The organism is Candidatus Poriferisocius sp. (assembly GCF_965208355.1).
In the GTDB taxonomy this organism is placed as follows: domain Bacteria; phylum Actinomycetota; class Acidimicrobiia; order Acidimicrobiales; family Bin134; genus Poriferisocius.
The window spans coordinates 2,866,965-2,879,938 of sequence record NZ_CBDBOM010000003.1; the positions used below are offsets into that span (position 1 = coordinate 2,866,965).

The 12,974-nt window shown below is 65.8% G+C and carries 10 protein-coding genes; 7 read left to right on the forward strand and 3 right to left on the reverse strand.

The window, feature by feature from the left end; all coding sequences use genetic code 11:
* The first annotated feature begins 138 nt into the window (after window positions 1–138).
* From ACOGXH_RS14680 to ACOGXH_RS14705, 6 genes are all read left to right on the forward strand, one after another.
* A complete protein-coding gene (locus tag ACOGXH_RS14680) occupies window positions 139–1,410 on the forward strand; it encodes a branched-chain amino acid ABC transporter substrate-binding protein (protein ID WP_419929832.1) in 1,272 nt (423 codons plus the stop codon).
* 105 nt (window positions 1,411–1,515) lie between these two features.
* On the forward strand, window positions 1,516–2,622 hold the full coding sequence (locus ACOGXH_RS14685) for a branched-chain amino acid ABC transporter permease (RefSeq protein ID WP_419929833.1): 1,107 nt from the start codon (window positions 1,516–1,518) through the stop codon (window positions 2,620–2,622).
* The gene (locus ACOGXH_RS14690) at window positions 2,619–4,511 is read left to right on the forward strand and encodes a branched-chain amino acid ABC transporter permease (RefSeq protein WP_419929834.1); all 1,893 of its coding nucleotides are present in this window, start codon (window positions 2,619–2,621) and stop codon (window positions 4,509–4,511) included. The genes ACOGXH_RS14685 and ACOGXH_RS14690 overlap by 4 nt, the downstream gene beginning before the upstream one ends.
* Window positions 4,508–5,299, forward strand: a complete 792-nt coding sequence (locus ACOGXH_RS14695; protein WP_419929835.1) for an ABC transporter ATP-binding protein — start codon at window positions 4,508–4,510, stop codon at window positions 5,297–5,299. The genes ACOGXH_RS14690 and ACOGXH_RS14695 overlap by 4 nt, the downstream gene beginning before the upstream one ends.
* 85 nt (window positions 5,300–5,384) lie before the next feature.
* Entirely contained in the window at window positions 5,385–6,089 is a 705-nt protein-coding gene (locus ACOGXH_RS14700; protein ID WP_419930384.1) for an ABC transporter ATP-binding protein, read from the forward strand.
* A 553-nt stretch (window positions 6,090–6,642) separates the two neighbouring features.
* On the forward strand, window positions 6,643–7,725 hold the full coding sequence (locus tag ACOGXH_RS14705) for a hypothetical protein (RefSeq protein ID WP_419929836.1): 1,083 nt from the start codon (window positions 6,643–6,645) through the stop codon (window positions 7,723–7,725).
* A 15-nt stretch (window positions 7,726–7,740) separates the two neighbouring features.
* On the opposite strand, the gene ACOGXH_RS14710 is transcribed toward ACOGXH_RS14705, so the two are convergent.
* Together ACOGXH_RS14710 and ACOGXH_RS14715 are read right to left on the reverse strand one after the other, a co-directional pair.
* Window positions 7,741–9,555 (reverse strand): NAD(P)-binding protein, encoded by a 1,815-nt coding sequence (locus ACOGXH_RS14710; protein WP_419929837.1) that lies wholly within the window; start codon window positions 9,553–9,555, stop codon window positions 7,741–7,743.
* A gap of 39 nt (window positions 9,556–9,594) precedes the next feature.
* The gene (locus ACOGXH_RS14715; RefSeq protein WP_419929838.1) at window positions 9,595–10,779 is read right to left on the reverse strand and encodes an MFS transporter; all 1,185 of its coding nucleotides are present in this window, start codon (window positions 10,777–10,779) and stop codon (window positions 9,595–9,597) included.
* 94 nt (window positions 10,780–10,873) lie between these two features.
* Between ACOGXH_RS14715 and ACOGXH_RS14720 the strand changes: the two genes are divergently transcribed.
* Entirely contained in the window at window positions 10,874–11,764 is an 891-nt protein-coding gene (locus tag ACOGXH_RS14720; RefSeq protein ID WP_419929839.1) for a phosphotransferase, read from the forward strand.
* 10 nt (window positions 11,765–11,774) lie between these two features.
* On the opposite strand, the gene ACOGXH_RS14725 is transcribed toward ACOGXH_RS14720, so the two are convergent.
* Window positions 11,775–12,941, reverse strand: a complete 1,167-nt coding sequence (locus ACOGXH_RS14725; RefSeq protein WP_419929840.1) for a thiolase family protein — start codon at window positions 12,939–12,941, stop codon at window positions 11,775–11,777.
* Between the last annotated feature and the right edge of the window lie 33 nt (window positions 12,942–12,974).

A 12,974-nucleotide genomic window follows, 5' to 3' on the forward strand; every position in this document is an offset into this window, starting at 1 on the left:
GGATGCCGGTCGGATACAGCTCTGTATGCCTTTGTTGCCTCAGGTATGCGGTGGGCTTACGCTGGTGGTAGCTATAGGTCAAAAGGCATAGGGCAAGGAGGGGCTGTCATGGATCGGCTCAAAATTCTCGGAAAAACTATGAGTACTCGCAGGGCGTTCACGGTGGTGGTCGCCTTGCTGGCGGTCTTCGCGCTGTTGGCAGCTAGCTGCGGCAACGACGATGCTGCCCCCGAAGTCGGTGACGGCTCTCTCGGCGTCGTCACCGTCCCCGAGGGCGAGTCCATCCAGATTCGCTCGCTCAACGCCATCAGCGGCCCCGTTGCCTTCCTCGGCCTTCCCAACCAGCGAGGCGTCGAGCTGGCCATCGCCGACTACGGCGACATCCAAGGCTTCTCCGTCGACCTTGGCACCCCCCTCGACGACCTCTGCTCTGCCGAGGGCGGTCAGGCTGCGGCCCAGACGATTGTGGCCGACGAACAGGTGATCGGCGTGATCGGCACCTCTTGCAGCGGCGCGGCGGTGGCCGCCTCCCCCTTGGTCACCCAGGCGGGCATGGTCATGATCTCACCGTCCAACACCTCTCCCGCCCTCACCTCCGACTTCGAGGGCAACGCCGGTGAGAGCTACAACGCGGGCTACTACCGCACCGCCCACAATGACTTGGTGCAGGGCGCGGCCATGGCCAACTTCGTGTATTCAGAGCTCGGCATTTCCGCCGCCGCGGCCATGCACGATGGCGATCCCTACACCCAGGGACTAGCCCAGGCCTTCAGCAACGCCTATGAGGAAATCGGGGGAACGACCACCGGCATCGTCGGCATCAACAAGGGCGACACCGATATGGTGCCCGCCCTGACCGAGTTGGCCACCGGATCGCCCGGTGCGCTGTTCTTCCCCATCTTCCCGCCGGAAGGCGACCACGTGGCCGCCCAAGCCCCCACCGTCTCGGGTCTGGAGAGCACCCAGCTGCTCGCCGCCGACGGCATGCTGGTGGACGGTTTCCTGGAACTGGCCGACTCCGAGGGCATGTACTTCTCCGGTCCCGACCTGCGGTTCGGCACCAATGTGAACCAGGGCACCGGGCGCAACGCCGACCAGATCTTGGACGCCTATGAGGCGGCCTACGGCGAGTTGCCGACAGCGGCCTTTTGGGGCCATTCCTACGACGCAACCACGCTGCTGTTGGATGCCATCGCAGCCGCATCTTGGGTGGAGGACGGCGACTTGCACATCGACCGGGCCGGCGTCCGCCAGTACCTCAATGCGGTAAGCGGCTACAACGGCGTCACCGGCTCCCTGAGTTGCGACGAATTCGGAGATTGCGCCTCTCAGAAGATCACCGTGATCTTCCACCAGAGCGCAGCCAACATCGAGGCCAGCAAGAACAACGTCGTCTACGCGTACCCCTAGCAAAGCGCCGTAGTCGACACTCTGCGCTGCCGCTGCCCAAGGGCGGCGGTGGCGTAGGGTTGGCTGTCATTGGAGGACGAGCCATAGGCGAGTAGGCCAAGTCTGATGCAGCTGACCACCAAGCAACGCACTCGGGTCGACTGGTTCCTCACCTTCCTTCGGATTGCCGCTCTAGCACTCATCGGCGCGGGACTACTGGCGTTCATTGCCCAGGCCATCGACGCCAACAACCCGTTTGCCCGATGGGCCAACCCCGATGCCCTCAGCCTGACCGGGAAGCAGTTTCGGGATCTGGTGGTGGCCGGGCTGGCCCAGGGGGCTATGTACGGGCTCATAGCGCTGGGCTACTCGATGGTGTACGGGGTGCTGGGGTTCATCAACTTCGCCCACGGCGAAGTCTTCATGATCGGGGCGGTAACCGGTGCGGTCACCTCCAGCAAACTGGCTGAAGCGGGCGCCTGGGAGAGCAACTTCGTGCTCTGTCTGCTGTTGGTGGTGTGCCTCTCCATGGTGGTGTGCACGGTCACCGCGATGATCATGGAGCGGGTGGCCTACCGCCCCTTGCGGGGCAAACCCCGGCTCATTCCGCTCATAACGTCGATCGGGGTGTCGTTCTTCCTCCAGAACTTCATCCTGGTCTTGCTTGGGCCGGGCACGAAGTCGTATGCGAGGATGCCCGACTGGCTCACCGAGAAGCGGACGTTTCTGGAGATCCAAGGCACCCGGATCCTGGTGCTGGCGGTGGCCGCTGTGGCCATGATCGGACTGTGGTACTTGGTGGAGCGGACCAAAACCGGCAAAGCCATGCGAGCAGTGGCGGAAGACGCTGAGATTGCCTCGCTCATGGGCATCGACGTGAACCGCATCATCGTGAAGACGTTTGCCGTCGGCGGGGCCATGGCCGGGGTGGCCGGCATTCTGTGGGGGCTGTTGTTCAACAGCGTCCTCCATACCGCCGGATTCCTGCCCGGGATCAAGGCATTCAGCGCCGCAGTGGTGGGAGGAATCGGCAACATCGGGGGGTCGATGGCCGGGGGTCTAACCATCGGGGTGGCCGAATCACTGGGTCCGCTGATGATCCTGGAGCCACTGGGGGTGAGCGGGCCGTCGCAGCTGCGAGACGCGGTGGCCTTCGCCGTGCTCATCATCGTGTTGTTGGTGCGGCCCAGCGGCATCTTCGGCGAGCGGCTCCCCTCTGAGGAGCGGACATGACCGTGACCGGGGACTTCCCCGCCACTCAGGTTGCATCGGCGGATGCCGCCAGTCGTCGGCGGCTGCTGGACCAAGACTGGCAGAAATTGGTGCGAGCGGGGGCCATCTTGGCGCTGGGACAGGTGTTCATCGCCCTTAGCGGAATGCCAGTGAACTTCGACCGGCGTCTGCTGATCGACCCGATCCTGAGTCTCGGCTATCTGTCGCTGATATGGCTGCCGCTGGTGGTGAGCTACTGGGTTGGCCGCGAGCAGGTACTGGAGGGGATGACGGCGTACGCCAGAGGTGGACGCGACGTTTTGGCCGGGGCAATCGCCGGGGCATTGGGCAACGCCGGGCTCACCCTTCTAGTGGTGGGGATCACCCACTTCGACATCCGCGACCCGCTGGTTAACTGGAGTCCCCAGCTTCTGGCCATCTTGCAGTTTGAGGAGTCGGTATGGATGGGCGCGGTCATCTGGCCCGTTATCGGAGCAGCCACCGGGGCGCTGGGCGGAGGGATGCACTGGGCCAGCACCCGGATCACCCGAACGGCGGTGATCGCGGGGTTGACAGTGTTCGGCGCAGCAGTGCTGGAGAGCGTGATCACCGATTTGTCCCAGGGCTTCCATATCGAGGCGGTGTCCGATTGGCTTTATGGACCCAAACGCGGCCTCACCTACCCGGCAGCCATCGTGGTGGCAGTGGCCACTATCGCGGTGATGGCCGGGATCTGGGCCTATCGGGACTCTGCTATGCGGGCTGGGTTGGTTGGCAGCCGACAGCGCCCAGCCGCGCCCGGTGAACCCGACCGGAGTCGAGCAGTGTGGCGGAAGTTCGCTTCCCGACGGCTGCTGGGTTACGCCCTCGTCATCGCCGCCGTCGTGGTGCTCCCGCTGTTCCTGGGCCGGCTCACCAACGAACTGCTGGCCAACGTCGGGCTGTTCATCCTGCTGGCGCTGGGGCTCAACATCATTGTGGGGCTGGCTGGGATACTCGATTTGGGCTATGTGGCCTTCTTTGCAGTGGGCGGCTACAGCGTGGCCGTGCTCACCTCCCCCGGATCACCCCGGTTCAGTCCCGAGATGCCGTGGTTCGGCGCCCTGTTCATCGCCATGCTGTTGGCCGGGCTGGTGGGGCTTTTCATCGGCGCGCCGGTGATCCGGATGCGGGGCGACTATCTGGCCGTGGTCACTCTGGGATTCGGGGAGATCATCCGAATCCTGCTTCTGTCCGACTGGCTGTCGGGGACGTTCAACGGCGCCCAGGGGATCACCAATATTCCCGGCGTGGAGGTGTTCGGACTGGCCACCGTGCGGGGGTTCGAGCCTCGGTCGGTGCTGTATCTGGTGCTGTTCTTCTGCGCCATCGCCATCTACGTCTCGTGGCGGCTGGAGAACTCCCGCATCGGCCGAGCCTGGATGGCCGTCCGTGAGGATGAGACCGTGGCCGAGGTCATGGGGGTGGACACGGTGAGCGCCAAGCTCATGGCGTTTGTCACCGGCGCGGTGCTGGGGTCGTTCAGCGGCGCCATCTTGTCGGCCAAAGTGGGGTCGGTCTTCCCCCATAGCTTCGCCATCATCGTGTCGATCGTGATTCTGGTAGTGGTGATATTCGGGGGCATGGGCAACATCCCCGGCGTCATCGCCGGCGCTGTTGTGCTCATCGGCGTCTTGGGCGGACCCAACCAACCGGGGCTTCTCCAGGAGTTCGCCGAGTACAAGATCTTGATCTACGGCGCGTTGCTGGTGTGGATGATGCTTCAGCGGTCCGAGGGCCTGATACCCAGCGTGCGAAGAGCCCGGGAGCTGCACATCGACGAGATGAATCAGGATGCCTGGCTGCGGGCCCAAGCCGAGGCCGACAATGCCACCGGCGGCGGGAGTCGCTCGAAAGGCGAGCAGCCATGAGCTCTCAGCCGATGCTGGAGATCACCGGGCTGCACGTGGTGTTCGGCGGCCTGCACGCCATCAACGATTTGGACTTCACCGTGGATGAGGGCGAGATCGTGGCGGTGATCGGCCCCAACGGGGCAGGCAAGACGACCTTCTTCAACGCCATCAGCGGGATGGTGAAGCCCACCGAAGGGCGGATCGCCTTCGAAGGCCGGTCGCTGCTGGGGCTCGACCCCAACAAGATCACCTCCCGCGGTATCGCCCGCACCTTCCAGAACGTGCGGTTGTTCGCCAACATGACGGTGCTGGAGAACGTAATGGTGTCCCAGCATTGCCGCACCCGCCAGCGGATGCTTGACGCCCTACTCCAAACACGCCGTTTCCGCACCGAGGAAGAGCAGGTGCGGGCCCGGGGCAAAGAGGTGCTGGGCTTCTTCGGCACCCGGCTCACCGGCTACCGATTCGACCAGCCGGCCTCGGTTCTGTCGTATGCCAATCGCCGCCGCCTGGAGATCGCCCGGGCCATGGCCACCAGCCCCAAACTGATCTTGTTGGACGAGCCGGTGGCGGGCATGAACCCCGTGGAATCGGCTGAGCTGACCCAGCTCATCGGCAAGCTCCGCGACAAGATGGGCTACACAATCGTGCTCATCGAACACGACATGTCGGTGGTGCGGGACATCTCCGACCGGGTGGTGGTGCTGGACCATGGCGAGGCCATCGCCCGGGGCACCTACACCGAGGTATCGGCCAACCCGCAGGTGATCGAGGCCTATCTGGGCCAATCGGCCGAGGGGAGTTGAGCAGCCGATGAGCCCGGACACCCCCGGCACTGCCTCCCCGGCTCCGGCCCAGCCTGCCTCCGCCCAAGTACAGCCAGTGCTGGAGATGCGAAAGGTGAACACCCATTACGGGGCTGTTCACATCCTCAGGGATGTGGATCTGGCCATCTTCTCCGGCGAGCTGGTGTGCCTGCTGGGTGGCAACGCCAGCGGCAAGTCGACCACATTGCGGACCATCCTCGGCATGGTGAAGCCCACTACCGGCGACGTGATGGTGAACGGAGAGGTGGTGACCCATCAGCCCACCCGGGAGCGGGTGGCGCTGGGGGTAACGATGGTCCCGGAGAACCGCCGGCTGTTCAAGCGCCTGACCGTGCGGGAGAACCTGGAGATGGGCGCGTTTCTGCGCACCGACGCTGATGGGGTGGCGGCCGACCGAGAGTGGGTCTTTGAGCTGTTCCCTCGGGTGAAGGAGCGGCTCACCCAGAAGGCGGGCACGCTGTCGGGCGGCGAACAGCAAATGGTGGCCATGGGCCGAGCGCTCATGGCCCGTCCCCAGATCCTGCTCATGGACGAGCCCTCCATGGGCCTGGCCCCCGCGCTGGTGCAGCAGAATTTCGAGCTCATCCAGCAGATCCACGCAGCCGGGTTGACCGTATTCATGGTGGAGCAGAACGCCAACATGGCCCTGTCGATCGCCGACCGGGGCTGGGTGCTGCAAACCGGCCGGGTGGTGCTCGACGACACCGCCGAGAACCTCCTGGCCCACCCCGACCTCCAAGCCTCCTACCTCGGCACCGCTGAGCGGTAGGGGCAACTCCAAGAGGGCCACCCGCACTGGCCACTTGGCCCCGGTTGGAGACGCGTCGGGAATCTCGTCGATTGCCATTTCGAGATACTTGCTGTTCCGCTAGCATGTTGGCTGCCGCTTTGTAGGGGGTACTTGCCCGGTAACTCGGGCACGGACCAGGGCATGCGGATTCGTAACAGGCCTTGCGCTGAATGGTGCCAAAGCCTGGTGGAATCTGAAGGAGCCACTGGTGCGATTTCGCCCTGGTCCCAAGACTTGCATCTGGGAATCGTTGGGGGGTCCTCAAGCCCCCAAGACAAAGCGCATGACCGGCTGCCGGGTGGCCCGGCTCGTGGGCGTCATCGCCCTGGCGGCAGTCGCTTCTTCGTGCCTGCCGGTTGGTAATGCGTCAACGGATACGCACAGCTCAGCCATATCCGAGGACGGCCTGGCCAGTGATTTGAATCCGGCCCCACCAAATGTCGGACTGGTAGCGACGGCGCGTGGCGCCACCTCAACATCTGGGGCTGAGTTCGCATCCGTCGCATTCGATCTAGAAGACAGCCGCGTCGCCATGGCCGATTCCAACCTTGAGCCATCCGATGCCGTCGGACAAACGGCAACGCCGACCCCCTTGGCGACCCCCGAGCGGGTGTGGCTGGTGGCCAACGGAGAGCAGGCGGCAAAATTGGCGGCCCACGGCCACCAGGTCGGCAATACGGTGATAGTCGCCACCGGGGACCTCCGAGCCCTTCCCTCCCAGACTATGAAGAAGATCCTCGACGCCTCAGAGGTGGAGTTGGCCCCGGACCTCAGCGAGGACACGCTGTGGCAACTGGATGTAATCCGCGGGGGCCATCAGATTCCTGGGGGTGGTCTGCTCATGTTCGATGCCGGCTTTGATCGCCGAATGGTGGCCATCTACGGCCACCCCTCTACGTCGAGCCTTGGCGTGCTGGGCGAGCAGGGCGCCCAAGCAGGTGCCGAGCGGCTCCAATCCATCGCCCAGGGATACGACGCCGACGGCGCGGTGATTTTGCCCACCTTCGAGATCATCACCACCGTTGCGTCGGCCAGCGCCGGAAGCGACGGGGACTATTCGGCCATGACCGCGCGGGACGTGATCAGGCCGTGGATCGAAACCGCCACCGCCAACGACATGTACGTGGTGCTTGACCTCCAGTCGGGACGAAGCGACTTTTTGTCGCAGGCGAAGGTCTACGAGGAGTTCCTCCTTCTTCCCAACGTTGGTCTGGCCCTCGATCCGGAGTGGAGGCTCAAGCATCACGAGGTACACCTTCAGCAGATCGGCACAGTGGACGCGGCCGAGATCAACCAAGTGGTGGAGTGGCTGGCCGGTCTGGTACGCGAGCATGCCCTCCCCCAGAAACTGCTGATCGTCCACCAATTCCGCTACTCCATGATCACCAACCGCGCCGCCATCGAGACTCCCCCCGAATTGGCGATCCTCATCCACATGGACGGCCAAGGCTCCATGCGGGCCAAATACAGCACCTGGGACGCCCTGACCACCATGGACGACGCTCACCAATTCCACTGGGGCTGGAAGAACTTCTACGACGAAGACTCCCCCATGGCCACCCCCGAACAAGTCCTAGAACTCACTCCAAATTCAGTATTCGTGTCGTTCCAGTAGAACCCGCAGAGGCTCCTAGCGGAAGTCGATGCGGTGGGCGTCGGCGATGGCGGTGAGGATGGTGCCGGGGGTGCGGGCGTCGCCGATGACCCGGACGGTGAGCCCGGTGGCGGTGAGATCGGCGGATAGCGAATCGTAAGGGTGTTTGGCCACGGTGAGGGTTAGGTCGGCCTCGGGTGGAGCATCGACTTTGGTGTGGATATCGACTTCGAAGGCTTGCAGGCGCTCCAGGGCAGGTTGGACCACTAGGTCGAGCAGGGCGTTGGCCGCCACCCGGCGGCCGGGAGTGGTCAGCGTTACTGACAGCCCCTCGGTAGCCAGCCACTCGGCCAGGCCGAGGGCTTCGTAGCCGCCGAAGCGGTCATCGACCACGGCGGTGGCGCCCTTGGGCATGGTGCTGACGTCGGGGATCTCGGCGCCGGTGGCGCCGGTGGCCACCACCACAAGGTCGGGGCGGGCTGAGGTGATGGATTGCCCATCGGCGGGTTGATTCAGCTGCACATCGACGCCGAGGCGGGCCAGTTCCCGTTCTTGCCAGTCGCAGATGTCGCCCAGCAAAGCCCGGGTGGGCAGCTCTTGGGCCTGCCGGACGGCGCCGCCCAAGCGATTGCGGGCCTCGAACAGCACCACGGAATGACCCTGTTCAGCGGCCAGTCGAGCCGCCTCCATGCCGCCGGGTCCGCCGCCGACAACCACAATCCGCCGGGGTTGGGGGCTCGGATCCGGGCGCCGGAATTCCAGCTCGCGTCCCACCGCGGGGTTGACGGCACAGGAGAGGCGGCCCCGGTTGAGGCCGCCGACGCAACCGTCATTGCCGGCGATACAGGGGCGAACCTCGGCCTCTCGGCCTTCAATGCTCTTGGCCACCAGATTGGGATCGGCAATGTGGGCCCGAGTGAGGCCCACCATGTCGGCTACCCCGTCGGCGATCAGCTCGTCGGCCTCGGCCAGGGTGCGGAACCGGCCGGTCACGATGGCGGGCAGATCAACCGCCGCCACCACCGGGGCGGCCGCCTCCAGCTCGTAACCAGGGGGCTCGTGCATTCCGCCCATGATCTTGTGGGGCCGCAGGCAACTGCCGTAGGTGAGGTTCACGTAGTCGATGAGGCCGTCGCCGGCCAGAATTTTCACCAGTTCGGCGCAGTCGTGCTCGGTCACTCCCCCGTCGCCCACCGCTTCTGAACCGATCCGTACTCCCAGCTGGGTCTCTGGGCCGATGGCTTCCCGCACCGCGGCGACCACCTCGCGGGCCAGCCGAATGCGGTTCTCCCATGAGCCGCCGTAGCGGTCGGTGCGCTGATTGGTGGCCAGCGACATGAACTGTTGGAGGAGGTAGCCGTGGGCGATGTGGACCTCAACCCCGTGAAGCCCGCCTTCGATGCTCCACCGAGCGGCTTGAGCAAAGGCATCGACCAGCTCATCAATATCGTCTTGTGCCATTGCTTTGGCCGAACGGCGGATGCTGGGACCGGCCAGCTCTGATGCCGACCACGGCGGTCCCTCGTCGGCCGTCACTCCCTCGTAGCCCAGATGGCCGAGCTGCTGGAACACCGCCATGTTGTAGGGGGCCAGGCGGTCCATCAGCCGGCGATAGCCGTCCACCACCGAGGCATCGTGCAGCCACAGCGTGCCCATGTCGGTGGGGTGGACCGACGCCGCCTCTAGAATGGTCAGCCCGCACCCTCCGGCGGCTCGGGCCTCGTGGTAGGCGATTAACTCGTCGGTGATCCGCCCCTGGCCGATGTTGGTGCCGTGCGCGGTGCGCACCACCCGGTTCTTGATCTCCAGCCCATTGATCTCAATCGGCGCCAGGGCGTGCTCGTAGCTCATTTCCTCAATTGGGGAGCTTGGTCGTCGTCGCATCACCGATCAAGGCACCACGTCTCCCACCCGGTTGGCGCGGGCGAAGCAGGCGGCGGAGACCCCGGTGCATACGGCCATGGCCAACCAGGCCCAGGTGTAGGTGTCCAGCCAGTCCACCAGTGCGCCAAATGTCACCGGCGTGGCCAACGCCCCCAAGTAGTAGCCGGTCATGGTGACGCCGGTGGCCCGGGCCACGGCGTGGGGTGCCCGGTCGACCACCGCAGCGTGCATGATGCCGATGGCCGCCAGCTGGGCGATGAAGCCGACGAACATGCCGACAGCGGCAATCGCCACACCCAGCGTCAACCCGCTCATGATGACCAGATTTGACGCGGCCAACACCGAGCACAATCCGACGATGAGCGGCACCCTTCGGCTTCGCCCGAGGTAGTCGGCCCGCAACGCGGTGAGCGACATACAAATGGCGCCGACCCCTGCCGCGAGCCCAGAAATTACGCCAGCGACCGGCTTGGAGGTGCCCAGGGCTTCGTCGAGGTACGGCACTGTCCACGAAAACAGCGGTTGCCCTGAGCCGACCAAGAAGCAAGCCGACACCGCAAACCACCAAAACCCTCTGGGAAGTACCGAAGCGCCGGGCTGGGTCCCCCGCTGGGAGGCGCGGATGTCGGGAATGACCACCGACGAGATGAGCGCTCCGGCCCCAGCCGCAGTCCCGGCAATCATCAAAATTAGGTTCCAGCTCCAGCGGTCGGACGCCCAGGGCACCAGGGTGGCGCTGATCAAGGCGATCATCGGCACACCGGACGTTTTGGCCGACAATGCCAGGGTTCGGCGGGTTTCGGGCACCGCGGCGGCCACCGCCTCGTTGGTGGCCGCGTTGGCCAAGGCGTAGCCGAAGCCGGCGAAGACGGCGGCTCCAACCAATGCGGCGTAGCTGTCGAGAACCGCCGCGGTCCACGCGGCAGCGGCCACGATCAATTGGTCGGCAATCACCGCGTTCCGGGTTCCGACTCTCTCGGTGATCCGGGCGCCAATAATGGAGCCCAATCCGGTGCATCCGAAATGCAGGCTCACCAGCAGCCCAACTTGAGCCCGGGAAACGCCCAGATCATCGCGTAACGCGGCGACGAAATAGCCCGGGAAAAAGCCCAGGCTCGACCCGAACCCCAGCGCCAGCATGCTGGCCGCCACCACCGCCGGACCCCGGCCAACCCCCATCCTTGCTGTCATGCGTCGCGTCCGCTCACCACTCCGGGCGACGTTACTGGGCGGCGGAACCGGTCCAGCGGTCTGAGCCACATGGGTGGCCCGGTACGCTCCATTGATGGATTTGTCGCCTGCTGCGGTGGGCCGTGCGGTATCCGAGGTGTTTGACCGTGTAGGTGTCCATCCCCGTATCGAGCGCCTGGACCGGGGGTTCTCGTGGGTGACGCTGGGGGTGGACGACGTGATCGTGCGGGTGGCACCCCGGGGCGGCCCGCTCGACCCCTACGATCCGGAAGTCGAAGCCGCCAACCTCCGCCGGGTGGCGGGGATTGTGCCTGCACCGCGTGTGCTGGCCGTGCAATCTGGCCCCGACAACCCCATCGGACGGCCCTTTGGGGTCCATACCAGGGTACCGGGGCGAGTGCTGCGGCTCGCCGCCGTGACCGAACACCAACCGGAGTACATCGCCGCCGCCGCCGCGGCGTTGGGCCAGCTGCACAATATGACCGCGCCGATAACGGTGGCCGAGGCCTACGACGCCGAGCTCGACCGCACCGAAGCTGTATACCGGCGGGCCGCTCCTAACCGGCACCCCGAATTCGAAGCGGCGCTGGTGTGGCTGCGAGCCCATCGACCCGACTGCGACGAGACCGCGGTGTGGTGCCACGGCGACTTCCGGTTCGCCAACCTGAGCTGGACCGCACCGGGAGAGCTGGGCGGGATCTTGGATTGGGAGCGCGTCTGGGCCGGCGACCCAATGTGCGACGTGGCCTTTACCCACCGCTTCTCGGGCTGGTGCACCATTGAGGACTCAGACGACTATGGCCACCCCATTGACCAGGAGCGCCTGGCTTACGCGGCTCGTTTCGAGCGGGTCCGCTCCTTCACCGCCTCGATGCGAGCCATCCGGGCTTGGCTCGACGGCCGCACCGACGACCCCCGCCTGCTCACCATCGGCCGCCGCGGCGAACAGGCCATGAAGACGGAGCTCGACTGGGCGACGAACTAGCTCTGGGCCGCTATCCCCGGCCCAAGATCATCACGTTGTGGTATTGGGCGCCGGAGCCGGCGCCGGTGACCAGGGCGACCTCGGCGTTTGGGAGTTGGCCGGGGCCGGCGGTGCCCCGCAGCTGGCGCACGGCCTCTACTATTTTGAGTGTGGGGCCGCCCCAGCCGATGTGGCTGTAGCTGAGCAGGCCGCCGTCGGTGTTGAGCGGGTGGCGGCCATCGACGCCGATGCCTGCTTCCCACAGGTAGTCGGCTCCCTCGCCCTCGGCGCACAGCCCCAGCATCTCGAACTGGCGCACCACTTCGTAGGTGTTGATGTCGTAAAGCTCGAACACGTCCACATCTTGTGGCCCGAGGCCGGCTAATTCGAACGCCCGATGGGCAGCGTCGGCCCCCAAGCTCCACACCTCGTCGTAGCGGGGTGGATTGACGTACTGCTGGCGGTGCCATTCCGCTCCCCCGCCCAGAATGGCCATCGGGGGCTGAGCAAGATCACGGGCCCGCTCGGCGGTGGTAATCACCATGGCCGCGGCCCCCTCGGTGGCCAAGCACAGGTCGAGCCGGCGGAACGGTTCAGCCACCATCGGTGAGTCCAGCACGTCGGCCGCGGTATAGGGACCGCGGCCAGCCATCACCGCGGCAGGGTTGTTGGAGCCGGCGTTGCGGATGGCGGCGGCAATGGCGGCCACCCGCTCGGGATCGGGGGTGAAGCGGTGCCGGTATGCCTGGGCCACCAGGGCGAACTGGGCTGCGGTGAGCGAACCCCAGCAGGCGATGAACTCGTTGTCGGGCCGGGTGTAGTCGGCTACCGCCGAGCCGCCCATGAACCCGGCCTGGCCACCGAACACCAGCGCCACCTCACACAGTCCGGCGGCCACCGCGGCGGCGGCGTCCAGCGCGCCAGGCACGCCTTGAGGATAGGTGTCGCACACCCAGCGCAGCGGCTGGCCGAACACCTCGGCCCAGTCGGCTGAGCCGGGTTGGAACACAGTGCCCCCTGGGCCGGGCCAGCGGGCGGCTACTCCGTCGACGTCGGCCACCGACAGCCCGGCGTCGTCGAGCGCGGCCCGTGCCGCCCGCAAGGAGATCTCCGCCGAGGTGGTGTCGAGCTGGCGGGCCATCTCGGTGGCGGCCACCCCGACGATGGCCACTTGATGCAGCGGATGCGGACCGCTCACACCCGCCGGCCCTCTCCCCAATAGCGAGCCCGG